Here is a 21,008-nt window from a genome sequence, read left to right as displayed (position 1 = left end):
CACACTGGAGACGTGGACATCGCCAATCTCATCGTCGTGTTGGCCGTCGTGGTGGCTCTGATCGTGTTCCTGGGCAACGCCGTGCGCGTGGTCAGGCAGCAGCGGGTCGCCATCGTCGAACGGCTCGGAAAGTTCAACCGCACCCTGGAGCCCGGGCCGCACCTGCTGGTGCCGGTGCTGGACAAGGTGCGGCACAACCTGGACATGCGGGAGAACGTGGTCCCGTTCCCGCCCCAGGGGGTGATCACCGAGGACAACCTGATGGTCAGCATCGACTCGGTCATCTACTTCCAGATCATCGACCCGGTCCGCGCTGCCTACGAGGCGCAGGACTACATCAAGGCCATCGAGCAGCTGACGATGACCACGCTCCGCAACATCATCGGCGGGCTCGATCTCGAGCAGACCCTGACCAGCCGCGAGGAGATCAACCAGAAGCTGCGGATCGTGCTGGACGAGGCCACCGGCAAGTGGGGGATCAAGGTCAACCGCGTCGAGCTGCGCGCCATCGAGCCGCCGGCCACGATCCGCGACGCGATGGAGAAGGGCGCCCGCGCCGAGCGCGACAAGCGGGCCTCGATCCTGATCGCCGAAGGGCAGCGGCAGTCCCAGATCCTGTCCGCCGGCGGTGAGAAGGAGTCCGCGATCCTCCGGGCGCAGGGTGACCGGGAGGCCGCCGTGCTGCGCGCCCAGGCCGACCGGCAGGCCCAGATGCTGCGGGCCGAGGGTGAGGCGCAGGCGATCAGCACCGTGTTCGGGGCCATCCACGCGGGCCAGCCGGATCAGGCCCTGCTGGCCTACCAGTACATGCAGATGCTGCCGTCACTGGCCAAGGGCGACGCCAACAAGGTCTGGATCGTGCCGAGTGAGCTGAACAAGGCCCTCGAGGGCCTGGGGAGCGCCGTCGGCTCGATCACCTCGGGCATCCCGGCGCAGGCGAGCGGGCAGTTCACCGCGCCGCCCAAGATCGATGTCCAGGGCGAGATCGAGAAGCAGAACGCGGCCGAGGCAGCCGCCTCCGAACGCACCATGCAGGAGGCGATCGCCGCCGCCCAGCAGCTGGAGAGGCCCGCGGTCAGCGCTCACGTCGAGCGGCCCGCCGCGCTGGAAGCCGCCTCGTCGGGAACGTCAGAACCGGCCGCCCAGGGTGGCGACCCAGCGACGAACGGGTCCACCGCAGCGGCTGGGCCCGAGCACGCGGAGCCTGAGCGCGGGTAGTGCCCTGGGACCAGCTGCTCCTCGTCGGGCTGGCCGGCGGAGCAGCCGGGCTGATCAACACGGTCGTGGGCAGCGGCACGCTGATCACCTTCCCGACCCTGGTCGCGCTCGGCGTCCCGCCCGTGCTCGCGAACGTCTCGAACACGGTCGGGCTGGCGCCCGGGTCGCTCTCCGGAGCGCTGTCCATGCGACCCGAGCTGGCCGGCCAGGCCCCTCGACTGCGACGGCTCGGGCTGGCCTCTCTCCCGGGCGGCATCGTCGGGGCGCTGCTGCTGCTCCGGCTGCCCTCGGCGGCTTTCGACGCCATCGTCCCCGTGCTGATCGGTCTGGGCTGCGTCCTGGTGCTGGCCCAGCCGACGTTGTCGCGGCGGGTGGCCACCCGACGCCAGCGGCTCGGCATCACGAACACCGCCGGCTCCGCGCGCGGTGGGCCGGCGCTGTGGGTGGGAGTGCTGCTCACCGGCGTCTACGGCGGCTACTTCGGTGCCGCCCAGGGCGTGCTGCTGATCGGGCTGCTGGGCATCGCCCTGGGCGAGACACTGACGCGCGTCAACGCAGCGAAGAACGTGCTGGCCATGATCGTCAACGGCGTGGCGGGGGTGGTCTTCATCGTGGTGAGCGACGTGGACTGGCCGGTGGCGGTGACGATCGCCGTCGGCTCGGTGCTCGGGGCGCAGGTCGGCGGCCGGGCGGGACGACGGCTGCCCGCGGTGGCCTACCGGGTGCTGATCATCGCCGTGGGCGTGGTGGCCATCGTCGCCCTGCTGGGCTGAGCCCGTCCGGTCCCGGGCGCCCGGGCTCAGCCGGGCGGTTGGCGCAGCTCGAGGACCTCGGCGCCGGGCAAGCGTGCGCAGTCGGCGCCGCGTAGAGCCAGCTTGCTGCCCCGGATCCCGCTGCCCACGACCACCCAGTCCGTGCTCGCCACCGCCTGGTCGACCAGCAGGGGCCAGCCTGCAGGCAGCCCGACCGGGGTGATCCCGCCGTACTCCATGGCGGTCTGGCTGACGGCGTCGGCCATGCTGGCGAACGAGAGCTTGCGTACGTCCAGATGGCGGCGGACGACCCGGTTGACGTCGGCGCGGTCGGTGGCCAGCACCAGGCAGGCGGCGGTCGTGGTGACCTCACCGCGCCGTCCCGTCACGACCACACAGTTGGCCGAGACGTCGAGCGTCACCCCGTACGCGTCGCAGAAGGCGGCGGTGTCGGCGAGGTCGGGATCGATCGGGGCCGCGAAGCACGGCACGTCGGCCAGCGCCAGCGCGTGACGGACCGGCGAAGCCAGCAGCTCCGGACGGCTGCGCGCCGGTTGCCAGTCGAGGGTGCCGAGGCGGGGCGGGTTCACCTGCCCAGCCTAGGGAGGAGCGTCGCCGAAGGTGTGACAGACAGGCTCGACGGCGAGAATGGGGCGATGACCTCGCCGCGGCTAGCCCCTGCACCACGAGCGGCGGTCGTCGAGGTCACCCAGGCCGACGACGACCGGCTGGCCGACTACGTCCGGCTGCGGGAGACCTCGCTGCGCCGCTCCCTGGAGTCCGAGCGCGGGCTGTTCATCGCCGAAGGGGACAAGGTCATCCGGAGGGCGGTGGAGGCCGGCTACCGGCCACGCTCCTTCCTGCTCGCGGAGCGGTGGCTGGCCGGCCTGGACGACGTCCTGGATCGCTGGCCCGAGGTGCCGGTGTACCTGGTCACCGAGGACCTCGCCGAGCAGGTCACCGGCTTCCACGTGCACCGCGGTGCCCTCGCGTCGCTGCACCGCGAGCAGCGTCATCGGGTCGCCGACCTGCTCCAGCTCCAGCGGCTCGTGGTCTGTGAGGACATCGTCGACCACACCAACGTCGGCGCGCTGCTGCGGAACGCCGCCGCGCTGGGCTGGGACGGGGTGCTGCTGTCCCCACGCTCGGCCGACCCGCTCTACCGGCGGTCGATCAAGGTCAGCATGGGCTCGGTGTTCTCGCTGCCCTGGGCGCGGTTGACCGACTGGCACGCTGCACCCGAGCAGCTCCGCGAGGCCGGTTTCGTCACCGTGGCGCTGACTCTCACCGACGACAGCGTCGACCTGGCCCACGTGTCGGCGGTGACCGCCGGCCAGGACGGGCGTCCCGGCAAGGTGGCGCTGCTGGTCGGCACCGAGGGCGCCGGTCTGTCGACGCGCTGGACGGCCGCTGCCACCGTCCGGGCCAGGATCCCGATGGCCGCGGGCATCGACTCCCTGAACGTGGCCGCCGCGACCGCGGTCGCCTGCTACGTCCTGGGACCGGCTCAGTCCTCCTCGTCCTCGTCGTCGTAGCGCTGGTCACGCGGCGAGACCGGCCAGTCCTCGGGGTAGGTGTCGGAGAGGTCCTCGTGCAGGGCGTAGAGCTTCTTCCGGGCGCGTCCGGAGAGCCGGTCGCCGAAGACCGTTCCGTTGAGGTGGTCCGTCTCGTGCTGGAGGCAGCGGGCGAGCAGGCCCGTCCCCGTCACCTCGACCGGACGGCCCTCGACGTCCTGACCGCGGCAGACCGCGTGGTCGGGCCGCGCCAGCTCGATGTAGGCCCCGGGCAGGGACAGGCAGCCCTCGTCGATGGTCTCGAGGTGACGCTCCTTGCCCTCGGGCAGCTCGACCACCGGGTTGCAGACCACACCCCGATGCCGGACGTGGTCGTCATCGGGGCAGTCGAAGACGAAGACGGCCAGGTCCAGGCCGACCTGGGTGGCCGCCAGGCCGACGCCCTCGGCCGCGTACATCGTGGCGAACATGTCGTCGACCAGGGCGCTCAGGCTCTCGTCGAAGTCGGTCACGGGCCGGGTCCGGGCGTGCATGACCGGCGCGCCCCACCGGGTGATCGGCAGGATCTGGCCGCCGGTCTTCTGCTCGGTTGTCACAGACGTCACGTTAGCGCGGAGTGGCAGCGCCCCGACCCGCCTGCCGGGGCGCAGCCTGGTGCGGTGACCGTGGAGGGGGCCGACGAGCTGACCGAGGGCTACGCCGCCGTGCTGGCGGAGTACACCCGATACCTCCGGCTGCAGCGCGAGCTGTCCGAGCACACGGTCCGCGCCTACCGCTCCGACGTCGGCGGTCTGCTCCGGCACCTGCAGCGGCTCCGCGTGCTCGAGCTGGGCGAGGTGTCGGTGCGCTCGCTGCGCAGCTGGCTGGCCCACGAGCAGACGCGGGGGCAGGCGCGGACCACCCTGCAGCGCCGCTCCGCCGCGGCCCGCGTCTTCTTCGACTGGGCCCACCGGACCGGTCGGGTGCCGGCCGACCCGGCCCGCAGCCTGCGCTCGCCCCGCTCGGTGCGGTCGCTCCCGGCGACCCTGGCCCGAGACGAGGCCGTCCGGATGATCGAGGGCCGTCGGGCCGCAGGCGTACCCGACGACCCGTCCGGCGACGGCGACGACCCGTCCGGCGATGGCCCGGAGCAAGCGACGGAGCAGCCGGCGTTGGAGCTGCGAGACGTCGCGATGCTCGAGACGCTGTACGCCACCGGCATCCGGGTGGCCGAGCTCTGCGGCCTCGACCTCGCCGATGTGGACGTGGAGCGGCGGCTGCTACGGGTGCTGGGCAAGGGCCGCAAGGAACGCTCCGTGCCGATCGGCCGCCCCGCCCTGCGGGCCCTCGACGCCTGGCTGGCGGACGGTCGTCCGCGGCTCGCGGAACCGGCCGCCGGACCGGCCGTCTTCGTCGGGGCGCGCGGTCAGCGGGTGGACCAGCGGGTGGTGCGACGGGTGGTCCACGAGGCGCTGAGCCGCGTCGACGGCGCTCCCGATCTCGGTCCGCACGGGCTGCGGCACGCCATGGCCACCCACCTGCTCGAGGGCGGGGCCGACCTGCGCAGCGTCCAGGAGATGTTGGGCCACGCGTCGCTGGCCACCACGCAGATCTACACCCACGTCACCGACGAGCGGCTGCGTCAGGCCTACCAGCAGGCCCATCCCCGGGCCTGAGCGGTCCGGCTCCCGCAGCGGCGTCACGGGGCGAACCAGGTCATCGGGTTGGCCAGGTCGGCGTCGAGCCAGACCATCAGGTGCAGGTGGCAGCCCGTGGCGTAGCCGGTCTCTCCGACGTAGCCCAGCAGCTGGCCCTTCGCGACGTGCTGCCCGGCGTGGACCACGTAGCGTTCCGCGTGGTTGTAGCCCGTTACCACCGAGAGGCCGTCGACCCGGCCGTGGTCGAGGAACAGCCGGTTCCCGTAGGCAGAGCTGTGGCTGACCCGGCTCACCCGACCGGCCGCCGGCGCCCGGATGGGCGTTCCGCACCCGGCGCCGAAGTCGGTGCCGTCATGCAGCTTCCAGACGCGCAGAATCGGGTGCAGGCGGACCCCGAAAGGCGAGGTGATGGCGCCGGGAACGGGATGGCCGAACCCGTGCTGACCGCCCGTACCCATCACCCAGCCGGTTCCCGGCCCGGCCAGCAGCGAAGCGTTCACCAGAGCGGCCTCGTGCACCCGGCGGGCGGCGTCACGCTCCACGACAGCTCGTTCGGTCGCCGCGACCAGCCGGACATCCCCGCCGGCGTCGAGCAGGAGCAGCGGGTTCAGGTACTCCTCACCCGCCCGCAGGCCCCAGTGCAGGCAGCTGCGAGCGCAGTGGGAGCCGCCGCTCAGCACGCCGAGCGGCGCGCCGGCCCGGACCCGCTGACCGACCGACACCTGGGCCGCGACCGGCTCGTACGTGGTGCGCACGGCGCCGTGGTCGACCACCACGACGCCCCGGCCGGCGACCGGCCCCGCGAAGGTGACGGTCCCGTCGGCGGCGGCCAGCACGGGCGTGCCGCGGGCCGCGGCGAGGTCGACGCCTCGGTGCCCGGCTCCGTACCGGGTGAGCGGCGGCTCGAAGCCGCGGAGCACCTGCGGGGACGCGGACAGGGGCCACCGGCCCCGCGGTAGCCGGAGTGCCGCCGATGCGGGCGCGGCCGTCCCGAGCAGGGCCACGAGCACGAGCGCGAAGGCGAGGACGCAGCACCAGCCGCCGGAGGAGAACCGTCTCACGTGAGCAGTCTCCGGACGCAGGTCCTGTTCGTGCGCGACCGAGCCGGGCCTGTGGACGACGCCCGTGCACGCCGCTGCCTGTGGACAGCGCGCGGCGTCCTCGTTCCGGCGAGTGGTCGCTCCCGTCGTCGTCTCCGACGTCCACGGCATGCGCGACCTCTTCGAGGCCTTTGACTGGCTCAGCGCGCGGGGGCTGGCCCCTCCCGACAGGCTCAGGGCGCGGGGGACTGGCTGTTCGACGGGGGCCCCGGCGGAGTCAGACCGGTCGACGCTGCTCGGTCCAGGTGGGGCCGGGGGTGGTGGGGCCGTCCTCGGTCCAGTGCAGCGGGTCGATGCACATCCAGCGGCGGGTCATCTCCGCGTCCCAGGCGTGGTACACCAGCACGTCGGTGCCGCCGAAACTCGTGACCACACAGTTGTGGCCGGGCCCGCGGACGTGGCCGGGCACGGTGGCCAGCAGCCGTTCGGCCCCGGAGGGCTCGGTCCAGGGTCCGAGGGGGTGCGGCGCCGACGCCCAGGCGACGCCGTAGCCCTCGCCGAGGTAGGAGCCACCCGAGTAGAGGCAGTAGTAGCGCCCGTCGTGCTCGCGGACGGTGGGCCCCTCGAGGGTGTGCCAGTCGACGACCCGGCCGTAGATCGACCGCTGGCGCTCGAAGATCTGCCAGTCCGCGCTCGGCGCGAGCACCGGCCGCGCCGGCCCGGCCGTCGACGTCATGCCGGCCAACGGGACCACGGCGAGCGACGTGCCGACCCGCTCGGCGTCCAGCATGTCGCGGGCGTAGTAGAGGTACCAGGACCCGTCGGCGTCGCGGAACGGGTGCGGGTCGATGGCGAAGGTCTCCTCAGGGGTGAGGTTGACTCCGGTATCGGTGAAGGGTCCGAGCGGCCCCGTGGCGTGCGCCACCCGGAGGTGGTGTCCGACGTCGCCGTGCCCGACGGAGTAGTACAGCCACCAGGCGCCGTCGGCGTGCACGACCTCGGGTGCCCAGAAGTCCGCACCGAGCTCGGCGGAGGGCAGCTCGAGCGCCCCGCCGGCCGGCGTCCACTCCACCAGGTCCGAGGACGAGAGCACCCGGAAAGCCCGACCGTCCACCTGGTCGCCGGTGCCGTACGCGACGTAGCGGTCCTCCCAGCGCAGCACGAAGGGGTCGGCGAAGTAGCCGTCGTAGACCGGGTTGCGGTAGTGCCGGCGGGACGACCCCGGAGCGTCGGGGCGGCGGGGAGCGGCCGTCATCGGTACACCCGGAGGTAGTCGAACCGCGCGGTCGCGCCGGCGCCACCCTGGGAGACCAGCCCGACCCGGACGTCCGAGCCGGCAGGTAGCGTCCAGACGCCACCCTTGACCCAGCTCCGGCCGTCGCGGCTGGTCCAGGCGCGGAGCTCGTGCTCCCCGTTGCGCGGGTCGAGCCGGTGGGTCAGCCGCAGCCAGGTGGTGGCGGCCGGCGGACCGACGATGGTGCCACCGTAGGACAACCGGCCCGCGTAGGACGTCTCGTGGCCGAACTCGGTCTGCCGGGTGTCCCAGATGGCGACGGCCGACAGCCGGGCGAACTCGTCGTCGTCCACGTAGGCGACCAGACCGGCCTGGGAGAAGTTACGGACGGTGTCGACGCCGAGGTCGACCGACACCTTGGTCTGCACGGTCCAACGACCCTCGCCGGGGGACGAGCGCAGCAGCACCCCGGCGTTGTTGGCCGTGCCGCCGAGGTCGGCCGCCTCGGTGGGCCAGCGGAGCCGGCCGCCGGTCACCGTCGCCGCCGCGTCGGGCCGGACCCAGCTCCAGCCCGGGGCCAGCGTGTCCCCGGAGAACTCGTCGCCGGCCGTCCGGTCGAGCCGGTTCGCCACCCGGTCGGCCACGAGCTGCCGCACCGGCCGGGCCGCCGGTAGGGCACTCAGGTTGTCGACGTCGACGCCGGCTCCACCGGCGTACGCGCCGCCGGACCTGGTGCGGCCGACGGAGCCGCGCAGGCTAAGGGTCGCGACGGCCACCGGGTCACCGAGCCGCGCCGAGGACACGTCCGCGACCGCGTGGCCCGCGCGGACCGTCAGCGACACGACGTGCCAGCTCGCAGTCGTTCCCGCCGGCAGCCGGCGGCTGACCGAGGCCAGGACCTGGCCACCCAGGGTCTGCGTGAGGGTCAACCGGCGGCGCACCGGGTCGAGAACCGCACGTACCCGGGTAGCGCCGGCGTCGGCCTGAAGTCCGAACCGGGCGCCGGTCGAGCGCAGGTCGGCCTCGACCCGGACGCCGGCGCCGGCCGGGGTGGTCGACCGCAGCGCGCCGGCCGCGCTCGAGCGGGCCAGCGACCCGGACTGGGCGTCGGTCGCGGTGGTCCACGACCCCGTCCGGGCGTAGCTGCCGGGCAGGCCGGCGGCGAAGGTCGTGACGCTGCGCCCGCCGGTGGCCGGCCCGGTCCGGACCCCGGCGCTGGGCCCGCGACCGGCCCGGACCGCGGGCCACCCGTGCACCCAGTCCAGCCGGTCCATCAGCATCGGGCGCCGGTTGATGCCGTCGGTCCCGTCCAGGTAGGGGTCGGCGCGGTCGATGGCGTGGTAGACGAACCAGTCCTGCCCGGCGAGGTCGGTCAGCACGGCGTTGTGGCCGGCGCCCACCCAGCGGTTCCCGTTCTGCACCAGCGTCGGCGTGCCGCCGGCCCGGGAGGCGGTGAGCGACACGCCCTGGGCGTCGACGTAGGGGCCGTCCACGCGCCGCGAGCGGCCGACCTGGACGCTGTAGCCGGTGGTGGGGCCGGCGCAGCAGTTGGCCGTCGAGGCGAAGAGGTACCACCAGTCGCCGCGGTGCACGGGGTAGGCGCCCTCGAACTTGTTGTCGATCGCGACCCGGGTGGGAGTGCCGACCGTCCGGGTGCCGTCCGCGCTCAGCCGGACCGTCGAGATCCCGCCGTTGTAGGAGCCGTAGAAGAGCCACTGGCTGCCGTCGGTGTCGGTGACCGCCGAGGGGTCGAAGCTCCAGAGGAAGTCGCCGGGGTTCCCGCTGGGGCCGCGACGCGGACCGAGCACGGGTGCCCCGCTGTCGGTCCACGGCCCGGTCGGGCTGGGTGCGGTGGCCAGGCCGACCGCGTTGTCGTTCGGCTCGTCGGTCACCGTGGTCTCGGTGACGACGTAGTACATCCGGTACTGGCCGTCCACGTAGCGGATGTCCGGCGCCCAGAGGGCCGCACCGTGGCTGGTGTCGGCCCACGACGGCAGGGTCGCGTCGCTGAACGCGTCCGCCACCGAGGCCCAGTGCACGAGGTCGGCCGACCGCGCGACCGGGATCCGGTGCGGGGTCTCCTCGCCCTCCCGCAGCGGGTCGGAGGTGCCGTAGGCGTACCAGGCCCCGTCCAGGCCACGGAGCAGCGACGGGTCCGCGAACGTGTCGGCGATCGGGCTCGAGACAGGGTTCGTGAACGCGGCACGGGTCACCGCGGCCGACCCGGTCCGGGTCACCGGTCCCGCGGACGCGGTCGGGGTGAGAGCCGGGGAGACCAGGGCGAGAGCGGTGGTGGCCGCGGCGGCGACCAGCAGGGCGGGAGGGGTGCGCATCGAGATCCTGTCGTCGGTGACGGAGCGATGTCCCTCGTTATATCCCGGACCTTCCAACGATGGAAACCCGGGTCCCTGATCGCGGGTCTCGCGGTCAGCCGCTGGTGCTGCCCCGGACCAGCAGCCGGTGGCCGACCGTCACCTCCTCGGGTGGCGCCTGGGAGTCCGGGCCAGGGCTCAGCCGCTGGGCGAGGCGGGCGACGGCCTGCCGCGCGATCTCGGCCTTGTCCGGGGCGACCGTGGTCAGCGCCGGCCGATGGTAACGGCCCTCCTCGATGTCGTCGAAGCCCACGACCGCGATCTGATCCGGCACCGAGATGCCCTCCTCGGCCAGGGCGAAGAGCGCGCCAACGGCCAGCAGGTCGTTGAGGCAGAAGATGGCGTCGGGCGGGTCGTCGCGACGGACCAGGGCCCGGACCGCCTCCGCCCCGGGTCCGCGCCGCCACTGGACCACGGGCATCACCAGTCCGGGGTCGTAGGGCAGTCCGGCGGCCGCCAGAGCTGCGCGGTAGCCAGCCATCCGGAGCTGACCGGTGTGCCCGTACGGAGGTCGCTGCGACCCGACGACGGCGATCCGGGTCCGGCCCGAGCTGATCAGGTGCTCGGTCAGCTCGCGGGCCGCCGCCTCGTTGTCGATCGCGACGTGGTCGGCCAGACCCGGGCCGAGCCGTTCCCCGAGCAGCACCAGGGGGACCGCCGACGCGCCCTGCTGCAGATCGGACTCGCGCAGCGCGAGCGGGCTCAGCAGCACGCCGTCGATGAGCTGGCCCCGGATCCCGGCCACGACGGCACGCTCCCGCTCGCGGTCACCGCCGGTCTCATCGATCAGCACCGTCCAGCCCACGTCGATGGCCGCTCGCACGACCTGGGATGCCAGCTCGGCGAAGTAGGGCGCCTCCAGCTCGGGGACGGCGAGCGCGATCACCCCGGTCCGGCCGCTGCGGAGGTTACGGGCGCTGAGGTTGGGCCGGTAGCCGAGCTCGTCGAGCACGCTCTGAACCTTGGCCCTCGTCGCCGGCCGGACGTAGGGGAAGTCGTTGACGACGTTCGAGACGGTCTTGACCGACACACCGGCCAACGCGGCCACGTCCTTCAACCGCGTCGCCGGTCGGGGTGGGCTCACGCTGTGCACGCTAGCAGCGCGGGCTGTGTTGGGGGCTCGGTCCCTGGGTAGCAGACACCTCGTGCGCGACCGTTCTTTTCATCGTTGTAAGGTCACGGCAGGATAGGCAGCAAACCCTCTCAGAAAGTGAGTTCGAGATGACGACGACGTCCTCCAGCGCCCTGACCCGGCGATCGTTCATGGCCCTGACCGGACTGGCCGGCTCGGGTCTGGCCCTGTCGGCGTGCGGTGGCGGCAAGAAGATGGGGGCCGGCCAGGCCGCTGCCCCCGACACCGGCTCCGGCGGCGCCGACTACACCGGTCCTGCGGTCGAGCTGGCCTTCTGGAACGGCTTCACCGGTGGCGACGGTGACGTGATCAAGAAGATCGTGAGCGACTTCAACGCGCAGGCGAAGAACGTCAAGGTCACGATGAACATCTACCAGTGGGCCGACCTGTTCCAGAAGCTCCCGGCGGCGGTGACCACGGGCAAGGGCCCGGACGTGGGTGCTCTGCACATCGACGACATCCCGACCAACGCGGCCCGCAACATCATCACCCCGATCGACCAGGTGGCGACCGCCCTCAAGCTGCAGGAGTCCGACTTCTCCCCGGCGGTCTGGCAGGGCGGGGTCTACAAGGGCCAGCGCTACGGCATCCCGCTGGACATCCACCCGCTGGCCTTCTACTGGAACAAGGACGTGGTCAGCAAGGCCGGTCTCGACCCCGAGAAGCCGCCGGCCAACAAGGACGACTACGAGGCCGCGCTGGAGCAGATGAAGGGCAAGGGGATCCAGGGCTTCTGGGTCTCGCCCTTCCAGTTCACGGGCGGCTTCACGTTCCAGTCCCTGATGTGGCAGTACGGAGCGGACTCCTTCGACGCCGACCTGACCAAGGCGACCTTCGACTCCGACGGTGCCGTCCAGGCCCTGCAGTGGCTGGTCGACATGATCAACAAGGGCTACAGCCCCAAGAACGTCGGCCAGGACGCGGACTACATCTCCTTCAAGAACAGCAAGAACGCGTTCAACTGGAACGGCATCTGGCAGATCAACGACCTCAAGGCCCAGGACAAGATCGAGTGGGGCGTCGGCCCGGTGCCGCAGATCGGCAGCCAGAAGGGCGTCTGGGGCAACTCGCACCAGTTCGTCCAGCTCCGTCAGCTCAAGCCGGACCAGAACAAGCTCGACGCGTCGCGCTACTTCATCAACTGGGTCAGCCAGCAGTCGGCCCAGTGGGCCACCAGCGGCAAGATCCCGGCCAAGAAGTCGATCGCCGAGAGCGCGGAGTTCAAGGCGCTCACGGAGGAGTACTCGCTGGCGCCCGAGGCCGAGTACGTGCACTTCCCGCCGGCCGTGCCCGGTATCGGTGACGCCCTGGCCGAGCTCTACACCGCGGTCAACTCCGCCGTCCTGCTCAAGGCCACTCCGCAGCAGGCCCTGAGCGCCGGTGCCCAGAAGGCGACGCAGATCCTGCAGAGCAACCAGAAGAAGTACGGGGCCTGACTGTGGCCGTCCAGTCCGACGCGCGGGTCGCACCCGCGCCTGCCGTCGCCGCGCTGAGCCGGCGACGGCAGGGCGCGCGGCGCAAGCAGGGCCTTGCCGCCTACCTCTTCCTCGCGCCCTACCTGATCCTGTTCGTCGGCTTCATCGTGCTGCCGGCGGTCTTCGGGATCTGGATCAGCCTGCACGACTACGACTTCGCGCTGTTCGAGAAGCCGTGGGTGGGCCTGACCAACTATGTCGACCTGTTCACGCCGGGCTCGCGCGACTTCAGCGACTTCTGGCAGAGCATGGGGGCCACGGGCATCTTCACCCTCTTCAGCGTCCCCTGCCTGGTGGTCATCCCGCTGGGCATGGCGCTGCTGCTGAACCGCACGTTTCCCGGCCGGACGTTCTTCCGGGCGATCTTCTTCCTGCCCTACGTGCTGGGCGTCGCCGTCATCGGGCTGCTGTTCCGCTACATGCTCGACCCGAACATCGGCGTCGTGAACTACTTCCTCCGCAGCAACATCCCGTGGACCACCGACCTGCCGTGGGCCTGGATCAGCCTGGTCGGCATGACGGTGTGGTGGACCCTCGGCTTCAACGCCCTCATCTACCTCGCCGGCCTGACCGACATCTCACCCGAGCTCTACGAGGCGGCGGACATGGACGGGGCCAACCGCTGGCAGCAGTTCCGCAACGTCACCCTGCCGGGTCTCAGCCAGGTCGCGGTCTTCGTGGTCACCACGACGATCCTGGCCTCGGCCAACATGTTCGGCCAGTCCTACATCCTCACCAAGGGCGCCCCGGGCACGGCCACCCGGACGATCATCGGCTACATCGCCGACGAGGGCCTGCGCAGCTTCCGGATGGGTTCGGCGGCCGCCATGAGCTACGTGCTGGCGATCATCCTGCTGCTGGTCAGCTTGATCAACTTCCGCCTCTTCCGCGACCGGGACGCCTCGTGAGCACCGCGGTCGCCGGTACCGGACGCCCGACCGAGGTCGCGTCGTCGCCTGCCGGCCGGGCCCGGGGAGGCCGCAACGGCACTCCGATGTCACGGTTCGCGTTCGCCGTCGTCCTGGGCCTGCTGACGCTGGTCTTCCTCGGTCCGCTGCTGTGGATGTTCCTGACCTCGTTCAAGACCCCGGACGGGGCCACCTCGATCCCGCCGCAGTGGCTCCCCGACCCCGCCACCCTGCACGGCTACCGCCCGCTGCTGAACACCTCCAGCGAGACCCCGGTCATCCGCTGGTTCATCAACAGCCTGGTGGCGGGCGCCGCCAACGCCGTCCTGGTCACCGCGACGTCGGCGTTGGCCGCGTACGCGCTGGCCCGGCTGGACTTCCCGGGCAAGAAGGTGGTCTTCGGGGCGGTGATCAGCACCCTGTTCATCCCGGGCTTCCTGTTCCTGATCCCGAACTACATCATCGTCAACTCCCTCGGCTGGCTGGACACCCTGTGGGCGGTGATCGTGCCCAGCGCCGGCGGGGCGTTCGGCGTGTTCTTCCTGCGGCAGTTCTTCCTGTCACTGCCCCAGGAGCTCGAGGAGGCGGCCGCCATCGACGGCGCCAACCTCTGGCGGACCTTCACCCGGGTGGTGCTGCCGCTGTCCAAGCCCGGTCTGGCGACGCTGCTCGTGCTGTCGTTCCTCACCAACTACAACGACTTCCTGTGGCCGGTGTTCGTCCTCTTCAGCCCGAGCAACCTGACGCTGCCGGCCGGGCTGTCGATCCTGCAGGGTGCGTTCACCATCGACTACCCGGTGGTCATGGCGGGTGCCGCGATCGCCAGCGTCCCGGCGATCGTGCTGTTCATCCTGGCCCAGCGCTCCATCGTCGAGGGTGTCTCCCGCAGCGGCCTCAAGGGATGAGGGCGCGCGCCCTGCTGGCTGCGCTCGCCCTGCTGCCCCTCGCGGCCTGCTCTCCGGCCGGTCAGTCGGCGGCTGGGGGGTCGAGCCCGACCAGCCCGGCGGGCTCCGGCGCGGCGGAGGCCACCTTCGCCAACCCCGTGCTCGGCCGCGGCGCCGACCCGTTCCTCACCGTGGTCGACGGCCGTTACTACTACGTGCAGTCGACCAGCGACGGGAAGGGCGTCTCCCTGCGCTCGTCCACCTCGCTGGCCACGCTGGGCGACGCGACCCGGAAACGGGTGTTCAGCGGCGGCAAGGACGGGGCGCCGTGCTGTGAGTGGTGGGCACCGGAACTGCACAAGATCGGCAGTCGCTGGTACATCTACGTGGCCGCCGACGACGGCGACAACAACCACCACCGCAGCTACGTGCTGGAGTCCGACACCGTCGACGGGCCTTACCGGTTCGCCGGCCGGCTGGAGCTTCCGGGGGACCGGTGGGCCATCGACGCGACCGTCTTCAGCGTGGCGGACGGCACGTCCTACGTGGTCTGGTCGGGGTGGCCCGGTGACGACAACGGCCAGCAGAACCTCTACCTGGCCGAGCTCGCGTCACCCACCCGGACCCGCGGTCCGGCGCTGCTGCTGTCAGAGCCCCGGCTGGACTGGGAGACCAGCGCCGGGACCGTCGGGGTGCTGGTCAACGAGGGGCCGGCCGCCCTGGTCCGCGACGGCAAGGTCTACCTCAGCTACTCCGGATCCGGCTGCTGGACCCCCGACTACGCGCTCGGGCTGCTGACCGCGGACGCGGGGGCCGACCTGACCAAGGCGGCCAGCTGGCAGAAGTCGCCCCAACCGGTGTTCACCGGCGGCGACGAGAGCGGGGAGTACGGGACCGGGCACAACAGCTTCTTCACCTCCCCCGACGGCAGCCAGACCTGGTTCGCCTACCACGCGGTCACCACACCGGCGGGCAGCTGTGGGCCCGACCGGCAGGTCTACGCCCAGCCGCTGACCTTCGCCGCCGACGGGACGCCGCAGTTCGGCGTGCCCTCCGGCAGCGAGACCCTCATCCCGCTGCCCGCCGGGGACCCGGGCTCCTGACCCCGGGCGGCGGCGAGTCGAGGTGCCGCGGGCCGCGGCGACGGCCGGGAGCGCCGACGCGCCGGTGTAACATGGGCGTCAGCAACCCACCAGGGTTGACTTCGCATGCCCGCCTTCCGGCCTCAGCGCCGGGCAACGCCTCCGGTCTCGACCAGCTCGAGTCGGCGTGGCGCGGGTGTCAGGCGGTCCCGAAGAGCTCGGGACCGGACCAAACCGCACGCCGGCACCTCCGTGAGGGCCGGCCAGGGAAGGAATACGGCCATGGCCGTCGTCACCACCCGCCAGCTCCTCGAGAGCGGCGTCCACTTCGGGCACCAGACCCGCCGATGGAACCCCAAGATGCGCCGCTTCATCTTCACCGAGCGCAACGGCATCTACATCATCGACCTGCAGCAGTCGCTCACCTACATCGACCGCGCGTACGCGTTCGTCAAGGACACCGTCGCCCGCGGCGGCCAGGTCATGTTCGTCGGCACCAAGAAGCAGGCCCAGGAGGCCATCGCCGAGCAGGCGACGCGCGTCGGGATGCCCTTCGTCAACCAGCGCTGGCTGGGTGGCATGCTGACCAACTTCCAGACCGTCATCAAGCGCGTCCAGCGGCTCAAGGAGCTCGAGGGCATGGACTTCGACGACGTGGCCGGCTCCGGTTTCACCAAGAAGGAGCTGCTCGGGTTCCGCCGGGAGAAGGACAAGCTGGAGAAGACCCTGGGCGGCATCCGGGACATGAGCAAGACCCCGCAGGCCGTCTGGATCGTCGACACCAACAAGGAGCACCTCGCCGTCGACGAGGCGCGGAAGCTGCACATCCCGGTGATCGGCATCCTCGACACGAACTGCGACCCCGACCAGGTCGACTTCGCGATCCCCGGCAACGACGACGCGATCCGCTCCGTCTCGCTGCTCACCCGCGTGCTGGCCGACGCGGTGGCCGAGGGGCTGGTCGCTCGCTCCGGCGCCCAGACCGGCGCCGAGGCGTCCCCCGAGAGCACCACCGAGCCGATGCCCGACTGGGAGCGCGAGCTGCTGGGTGCCGCCGACGGCGCCGCTCCGGCTGAGACGCCCGCAGCCGACGGGGCGCCCGCCGCCGACCCGGCCCCGGTCGCCGAGCCGGTGCCCGCGTCCGAGCAGCCTGAGGAGGCCGCCGTGGAGGCCGAGGCCGCCGCGGACGCCGCCATCGACGTCGAGCAGCAGTCCGACCAGCCGGTCGCCAACTGAGGCTGGACACCGCACCACGTACGGAAAGACGAGGAACTGACACCATGGCAGTCACTGCCGCAGATGTGAAGAAGCTCCGCGACGCCACCGGCGCCGGGATGATGGACTGCAAGAAGGCGCTGACCGAGTCCGACGGCGACTTCGACCGTGCGGTCGAGTACCTGCGGGTCAACGGCCAGGCCAAGGCCGCCAAGCGGGGGGCCGAGCGGTCCGCCACGAACGGACTGGTCGCCTCCGCCGACGGCGCCCTGCTGCAGCTCGGGGCCGAGACGGACTTCGTGGCCAAGAACGATGAGTTCCTGACCCTGGCCAACGCCGCGGTCCAGGCTGTCGCGGCCACCAAGGCCGACAGCGTCGAGGCCGCCAACGCGGCCGCGCTGCCGTCCGGGGAGACCGTGGCCCAGGCCGTCGAGCAGCTCGCCGCCAAGATCGGGGAGAAGCTCGAGGTGAGCGCCGCCACGTACTTCGACGGCCAGACGGTGGTCTACCTCCACCGCCGGGCCTCCGACCTGCCGCCCCAGGTGGGCGTGCTCGTCGAGTACGAGGGCGGCGACGAGACGGCGGCGCGGACCGCGGCGATGCAGATCGCCGCGATGCGCCCGCAGTACCTGACCCGCGACGAGGTGCCGGCCGACCTGGTGGAGAACGAGCGCCGGATCGCCGAGGCCACGGCCAAGGAGGAGGGCAAGCCCCTTCAGGCGCTGCCCAAGATCGTGGAGGGCCGGGTGAACGCGTTCTTCAAGGACGTCGTCCTGCTCGACCAGCCCTCGGTCACCGACAACAAGACCACCGTCGGCAAGCAGCTGGACGCGGCCGGCGTCAAGGTCACCCGGTTCGCCCGCTTCGAGGCTGCCGGAGCCTGAGATGGCAGGATGCGCTGCGGACCGCGGGTCCGCAGCGCATTCGTCTGTCCGGCGCCCGGAGTGCTCGGGCGCCCCGTTCCAGCAGCAGGCCCCGTTCCAGCACCAGGAAGGACCACGATGAGCGGACCCTACAAGCGCGTCATGCTGAAGATGTCGGGGGAGGTGTTCGGCGGCGGGCATCTCGGCGTCGACCCTGACGTCGTGCACGGGCTCGCAGAGCAGATGGCCCGGGTCGTGCTCGACAGCGGGGTCCAGGTGGCGGTGGTCGTCGGCGGCGGCAACTTCTTCCGCGGCGCCGAGCTGCAGCTGCGGGGCATGGACCGCGACCGCGCCGACTACATGGGCATGCTGGGCACGGTGATGAACTGCCTGGCCCTGCAGGACTACATGGAGAAGCTGGGCGTCCAGACCCGGGTCCAGACCGCCATCACCATGGGCCAGATCGCCGAGCCCTACATCCCCCGCCGGGCCGAGCGTCACCTGGAGAAGGGGCGCGTGGTCATCTTCGGCGCCGGCTCCGGGATGCCGTACTTCTCCACCGACACCGTGGCCGCCCAGCGGGCGCTGGAGATCGGGGCGGAGGTGCTGCTGATGGGCAAGCAGGGCGTCGACGGCGTCTACTCCGCCGACCCGAAGAAGCACGCCGACGCGGTCAAGTACGACGACCTGAGCTACGACGAGTACCTGGCCCGCGACCTGAAGGTGGCTGACGCGACGGCCATCAGCATGGCCCGCGACTACAAGCTGCCGATGGTCTTCTTCGGCCTCGACAACCCGGGGTCGATCGTGCAGGTCGTCGCGGGTGAGAAGATCGGGACGACGGTCCACGCCTGAGCCGGCCCCGCGCCGCCCAGCCGAGAACCTCCCACCACCAAGGACACGTTCAAGGAGCACCGATTCCCGTGATCGCCGACATCATCCTCGAGGCCGAGATCAAGATGGATAGTGCCATCGAGTACGCCAAGGAGGAGTTCGCGGCCATCCGTACCGGCCGCGCCCACCCGGCGATGTTCGCCAAGCTGACCGCCGACTACTACGGCTCGCAGACGCCGCTGCAGCAGCTGGCCACCTTCCAGGTGCCCGATGCCCGCGTCGTGATGATCACCCCGTTCGACCAGTCCTCGGTGAACGCGATCGAGAGGTCGATCCGCGACTCCGACCTCGGCGTCAACCCGTCCAACGACGGCAAGACCATCCGGGTCACCCTGCCTCAGCTCACCGAGCAGCGCCGCAAGGAGTACATCAAGCTGGCCAAGACCAAGGCGGAGGACGCGCGGATCTCCGTCCGCGGCGCCCGGCGCACCGCCAAGGAAGCTCTGGACAAGCTGGTCAAGGACAAGGAGGTCGGTGAGGACGAGGTGGGCCGCGCCGAGAAGCAGCTCGACGCCGCCACCAAGAAGCACACCGACTCGATCGATGAGGTCCTCAAGCACAAGGAAGCCGAGCTGCTCGCCGTCTGAGCGGGCGTTCGGCACCGGCGTGAACGTGTCGCCCCCTCCACCGCCCGCACCTGCGCCCGACCCCGGGCCCGCCGCCGCGCCGAGCTACGGCCGGGCCGGCCGCAACCTCCCGGCCGCGATCGGGGTCGGAGTCGGGCTCGGCGGCTACGTCATCGCGACGCTGCTCTTCTGGCCGTTCGGCTTCGTGCTGCTCGTCGCCCTGGCCCTGGCGCTGGGCTCGGTCGAGCTGCACACGGCGCTGGCCAGGGTCGGAATGCGCTCGGCGGTGGTACCCATCGTCGTCGGCAGCGTCGCCATCGCCATCGGCTCCTACGTGGCGGGTCGCCAGTCGCCGGTGGTGTTCTCCACCACCAGCGTGCTGCTGGCCTCGCTGGCGCTGACCGTGCTGGCCAGCCTGATCTGGCGGATGCCGGCGGGCTCGGAGGGCTTCGTCCGCGACGTGGCGGCCAGCATGCTGACCATCGGCTACGTCCCCCTGCTGGGCTCCTTCGCCGCGCTGATCCTGGCCACCCCTTCCGACGGTGTGGCCCGGACGGTCACCTTCCTGCTCGTCGTGGTGATGAACGACACCGGCGGCTACATCGCCGGCGTGCTGTTCGGCCGCCACCCGATGGCGCCGCGGATCAGCCCCAAGAAGTCGTGGGAGGGCTTCGCCGGCTCGGTCGTGTTCGGTACCGTGGCCGCCGTCTGCATGACGGTGTTCGGGCTGCACGCGCCCTGGTGGGTGGGGGTGATCCTGGGCGTCTGCCTGGTGGCCGTGGCCACCTGCGGCGACCTGATCGAGTCGATGCTGAAGCGCGACCTCGGGATCAAGGACATGAGCTCGTTCCTGCCCGGGCACGGTGGCGTGATGGACCGCTTGGATTCGCTGCTGGTCGCGGCCCCGGTAGCCTGGGTCATCATGTATGTACTGGTACCCGGCGGATGAGCGCACCCGCACCGGCGGGCGGGGCGACCCCCCCGAGCCACCAAGCCACCCGTGCATCGGTCCCCGGGGGGACGACCCCTCCGCCGACGAAAGCACCCGGGCCGACGAGCGGCACCCTCCTGCCGCTGGTGATGAACGCTCCTCGGCGCGGACAGCCGCCGCAGCACTGGGCCGACCTCAGCCCGACGCAGCGCCGCGAGCTCGTGGAGGCCGCCGGCCAGCGCACCTACCGCGCCCGCCAGCTCTCCGCGCACTACTTCGAGGGGCTGCGCGACGACCCGGCCGACTGGACCGACCTGCCCAGCGGGGTCCGCGACCAGCTCGCCACCACGTTCCTCCCGCAGCTGCTCAAGCCGGTCACGACCACCCAGGCCGACGCCGGGACGACCGTCAAGACCCTGTGGCGGCTGCACGACGGCGCCCTGGTGGAGAGCGTGCTGATGCGCTACCCGGACCGGGTCACGATGTGTGTCTCCAGCCAGGCCGGCTGCGGGATGGCCTGCCCGTTCTGCGCCACCGGTCAGGGCGGCCTGCAGCGCAACATGAGCACGGCCGAGATCGTCGAGCAGGTGATGGACGGCGCCCGCCGGCTCGACCGCGGCGAGATCGCGGGCGGCCCCGCCCGGGTCAGCAACGTCGTCTTCATGGGCATGGGCGAGCCGCTGGCCAACTACAAGGCGGTCGTCGGCGCGGTCCGCCAGCTCACCACCCCGACCCCGGACGGGCTGGGCATGAGTGCCCGCGGCATCACCGTCTCGACCGTCGGCCTGGTGCCCCGGATGCAGCAGCTGGCTACCGAGGGCATCCCGGTCACGCTGGCCCTGTCGCTGCACGCTCCCGACGACGAGCTGCGCGACGAGCTGGTGCCGATCAACACCCGCTGGAACGTCGAGGAGGTCGTCGACGCGGCCTGGGAGTACGCCCGGGTGACCAAGCGTCGCGTCTCGATCGAGTACATCCTGATCCGCGACATCAACGACCAGGCCAGCCGGGCCGACCTGCTGGCCAAGGTGCTGCGCCGCCGCGGCAACTGGGGCTGGGTGCACGTCAACCTGATCCCGCTGAACCCCACGCCCGGCTCGAAGTGGACGGCGTCCCGCCGCCGCGACGAGGACGAGTTCGTCCGCCGGCTGGAGGCCAGGGGCGTCCCCGTCACCGTCCGCGACACCCGCGGCCGCGAGATCGACGGAGCCTGCGGGCAGCTCAAGGCCACGGAAGTGGACGCCGGCGTCTGATCCGCCGACTTGTCAGAACGCCGTTGTCCCGGGGGGCA

The 21,008-nt window shown here is 71.7% G+C and carries 20 protein-coding genes; 14 read left to right on the top strand and 6 right to left on the bottom strand.

Features of this window, described 5'->3' with window-relative positions:
* Window positions 1-18: 18 nt before the first annotated feature.
* Both ACFE7W_RS01095 and ACFE7W_RS01090 read left to right on the top strand, forming a co-directional pair.
* Window positions 19-1,218, top strand: a complete 1,200-nt coding sequence (locus tag ACFE7W_RS01095) for an SPFH domain-containing protein (RefSeq protein WP_375423515.1) — start codon at window positions 19-21, stop codon at window positions 1,216-1,218.
* A complete protein-coding gene (locus ACFE7W_RS01090) occupies window positions 1,218-1,991 on the top strand; it encodes a sulfite exporter TauE/SafE family protein (RefSeq protein ID WP_375422923.1) in 774 nt (257 codons plus the stop codon). Before ACFE7W_RS01095 ends, ACFE7W_RS01090 begins: the two co-directional genes overlap by 1 nt.
* 26 nt (window positions 1,992-2,017) lie before the next feature.
* Here ACFE7W_RS01090 and ACFE7W_RS01085 read toward each other — a convergent pair whose 3' ends face one another.
* A complete protein-coding gene (locus tag ACFE7W_RS01085; RefSeq protein WP_375422922.1) occupies window positions 2,018-2,560 on the bottom strand; it encodes a YbaK/EbsC family protein in 543 nt (180 codons plus the stop codon).
* A 66-nt stretch (window positions 2,561-2,626) separates the two neighbouring features.
* Here ACFE7W_RS01085 and ACFE7W_RS01080 point away from each other — a divergent pair, with 66 nt between their 5' ends.
* Window positions 2,627-3,505: a TrmH family RNA methyltransferase gene (locus tag ACFE7W_RS01080; protein ID WP_375422921.1), complete on the top strand. Its 879-nt coding sequence runs from the start codon at window positions 2,627-2,629 to the stop codon at window positions 3,503-3,505.
* On the opposite strand, the gene def is transcribed toward ACFE7W_RS01080, so the two are convergent.
* The gene (gene def / locus ACFE7W_RS01075; RefSeq protein WP_375422920.1) at window positions 3,478-4,080 is read right to left on the bottom strand and encodes a peptide deformylase; all 603 of its coding nucleotides are present in this window, start codon (window positions 4,078-4,080) and stop codon (window positions 3,478-3,480) included. The genes ACFE7W_RS01080 and def overlap by 28 nt on opposite strands.
* Window positions 4,081-4,143: 63 nt before the next feature.
* On the opposite strand from def, the gene ACFE7W_RS01070 reads away from it, so the two are divergent.
* On the top strand, window positions 4,144-5,139 hold the full coding sequence (locus tag ACFE7W_RS01070; RefSeq protein ID WP_375422919.1) for a tyrosine recombinase XerC: 996 nt from the start codon (window positions 4,144-4,146) through the stop codon (window positions 5,137-5,139).
* 23 nt (window positions 5,140-5,162) lie between these two features.
* On the opposite strand, the gene ACFE7W_RS01065 is transcribed toward ACFE7W_RS01070, so the two are convergent.
* From ACFE7W_RS01065 to ACFE7W_RS01050, 4 genes are all read right to left on the bottom strand, one after another.
* Window positions 5,163-6,182: a peptidoglycan DD-metalloendopeptidase family protein gene (locus ACFE7W_RS01065; RefSeq protein WP_375422918.1), complete on the bottom strand. Its 1,020-nt coding sequence runs from the start codon at window positions 6,180-6,182 to the stop codon at window positions 5,163-5,165.
* 256 nt (window positions 6,183-6,438) lie between these two features.
* Complete coding sequence (locus tag ACFE7W_RS01060) at window positions 6,439-7,416, bottom strand: glycoside hydrolase family 43 protein (protein ID WP_375422917.1); 978 nt, start codon at window positions 7,414-7,416, stop codon at window positions 6,439-6,441.
* The gene (locus ACFE7W_RS01055; protein WP_375422916.1) at window positions 7,413-9,728 is read right to left on the bottom strand and encodes a family 43 glycosylhydrolase; all 2,316 of its coding nucleotides are present in this window, start codon (window positions 9,726-9,728) and stop codon (window positions 7,413-7,415) included. The genes ACFE7W_RS01060 and ACFE7W_RS01055 overlap by 4 nt, the downstream gene beginning before the upstream one ends.
* A 94-nt stretch (window positions 9,729-9,822) precedes the next feature.
* The gene (locus tag ACFE7W_RS01050) at window positions 9,823-10,851 is read right to left on the bottom strand and encodes a LacI family DNA-binding transcriptional regulator (protein WP_375422915.1); all 1,029 of its coding nucleotides are present in this window, start codon (window positions 10,849-10,851) and stop codon (window positions 9,823-9,825) included.
* Between the two features lie 137 nt (window positions 10,852-10,988).
* Between ACFE7W_RS01050 and ACFE7W_RS01045 the strand changes: the two genes are divergently transcribed.
* The 10 genes from ACFE7W_RS01045 (at window position 10,989) to rlmN (ending at window position 20,970) form a co-directional block, all read left to right on the top strand.
* Window positions 10,989-12,335 carry an extracellular solute-binding protein gene (locus tag ACFE7W_RS01045; RefSeq protein WP_375422914.1) on the top strand — a complete coding sequence of 449 codons (1,347 nt, stop codon included), beginning with the start codon at window positions 10,989-10,991 and terminating at the stop codon, window positions 12,333-12,335.
* Between the two features lie 2 nt (window positions 12,336-12,337).
* Window positions 12,338-13,282 carry a carbohydrate ABC transporter permease gene (locus ACFE7W_RS01040; protein ID WP_375422913.1) on the top strand — a complete coding sequence of 315 codons (945 nt, stop codon included), beginning with the start codon at window positions 12,338-12,340 and terminating at the stop codon, window positions 13,280-13,282.
* A complete protein-coding gene (locus ACFE7W_RS01035; protein WP_375422912.1) occupies window positions 13,279-14,187 on the top strand; it encodes a carbohydrate ABC transporter permease in 909 nt (302 codons plus the stop codon). Before ACFE7W_RS01040 ends, ACFE7W_RS01035 begins: the two co-directional genes overlap by 4 nt.
* A complete protein-coding gene (locus ACFE7W_RS01030; protein WP_375422911.1) occupies window positions 14,184-15,269 on the top strand; it encodes a family 43 glycosylhydrolase in 1,086 nt (361 codons plus the stop codon). The genes ACFE7W_RS01035 and ACFE7W_RS01030 overlap by 4 nt, the downstream gene beginning before the upstream one ends.
* A gap of 261 nt (window positions 15,270-15,530) precedes the next feature.
* Entirely contained in the window at window positions 15,531-16,484 is a 954-nt protein-coding gene (rpsB, locus tag ACFE7W_RS01025; RefSeq protein ID WP_375422910.1) for a 30S ribosomal protein S2, read from the top strand.
* 44 nt (window positions 16,485-16,528) lie between these two features.
* Window positions 16,529-17,347, top strand: a complete 819-nt coding sequence (tsf, locus tag ACFE7W_RS01020; protein ID WP_375422909.1) for a translation elongation factor Ts — start codon at window positions 16,529-16,531, stop codon at window positions 17,345-17,347.
* A 117-nt stretch (window positions 17,348-17,464) separates the two neighbouring features.
* Window positions 17,465-18,181, top strand: a complete 717-nt coding sequence (pyrH, locus tag ACFE7W_RS01015; RefSeq protein ID WP_375422908.1) for a UMP kinase — start codon at window positions 17,465-17,467, stop codon at window positions 18,179-18,181.
* Between the two features lie 71 nt (window positions 18,182-18,252).
* Window positions 18,253-18,807 (top strand): ribosome recycling factor, encoded by a 555-nt coding sequence (gene frr, locus ACFE7W_RS01010; protein WP_375423514.1) that lies wholly within the window; start codon window positions 18,253-18,255, stop codon window positions 18,805-18,807.
* A 118-nt stretch (window positions 18,808-18,925) separates the two neighbouring features.
* The gene (locus tag ACFE7W_RS01005) at window positions 18,926-19,735 is read left to right on the top strand and encodes a phosphatidate cytidylyltransferase (protein ID WP_375423513.1); all 810 of its coding nucleotides are present in this window, start codon (window positions 18,926-18,928) and stop codon (window positions 19,733-19,735) included.
* A gap of 131 nt (window positions 19,736-19,866) precedes the next feature.
* The gene (gene rlmN, locus ACFE7W_RS01000) at window positions 19,867-20,970 is read left to right on the top strand and encodes a 23S rRNA (adenine(2503)-C(2))-methyltransferase RlmN (protein ID WP_375422907.1); all 1,104 of its coding nucleotides are present in this window, start codon (window positions 19,867-19,869) and stop codon (window positions 20,968-20,970) included.
* The last annotated feature ends 38 nt before the right edge of the window (window positions 20,971-21,008 follow it).

Source organism: uncultured Friedmanniella sp. (assembly GCF_964244285.1).
Lineage (GTDB): Bacteria > Actinomycetota > Actinomycetes > Propionibacteriales > Propionibacteriaceae > Microlunatus.
Note: the sequence above shows the minus strand (reverse complement) of the source record. Positions and strands in the feature narration are given on the sequence as shown.

Excerpts from the sequence above, each read along its gene's own strand:
- ACFE7W_RS01030 (WP_375422911.1), top strand. The coding sequence starts at position 14,184 with ATGAGGGCGCGCGCCCTGCTGGCTGCGCTCGCCCTGCTGCCCCTCGCG.
- pyrH (WP_375422908.1), top strand. The coding sequence starts at position 17,465 with ATGAGCGGACCCTACAAGCGCGTCATGCTGAAGATGTCGGGGGAGGTG.
- ACFE7W_RS01060 (WP_375422917.1), bottom strand. The coding sequence starts at position 7,416 with ATGACGGCCGCTCCCCGCCGCCCCGACGCTCCGGGGTCGTCCCGCCGG.
- rlmN (WP_375422907.1), top strand. The coding sequence starts at position 19,867 with ATGAACGCTCCTCGGCGCGGACAGCCGCCGCAGCACTGGGCCGACCTC.
- tsf (WP_375422909.1), top strand. The coding sequence starts at position 16,529 with ATGGCAGTCACTGCCGCAGATGTGAAGAAGCTCCGCGACGCCACCGGC.
- rpsB (WP_375422910.1), top strand. The coding sequence starts at position 15,531 with ATGGCCGTCGTCACCACCCGCCAGCTCCTCGAGAGCGGCGTCCACTTC.
- ACFE7W_RS01045 (WP_375422914.1), top strand. The coding sequence starts at position 10,989 with ATGACGACGACGTCCTCCAGCGCCCTGACCCGGCGATCGTTCATGGCC.
- ACFE7W_RS01080 (WP_375422921.1), top strand. The coding sequence starts at position 2,627 with ATGACCTCGCCGCGGCTAGCCCCTGCACCACGAGCGGCGGTCGTCGAG.
- ACFE7W_RS01055 (WP_375422916.1), bottom strand. The coding sequence starts at position 9,728 with ATGCGCACCCCTCCCGCCCTGCTGGTCGCCGCCGCGGCCACCACCGCT.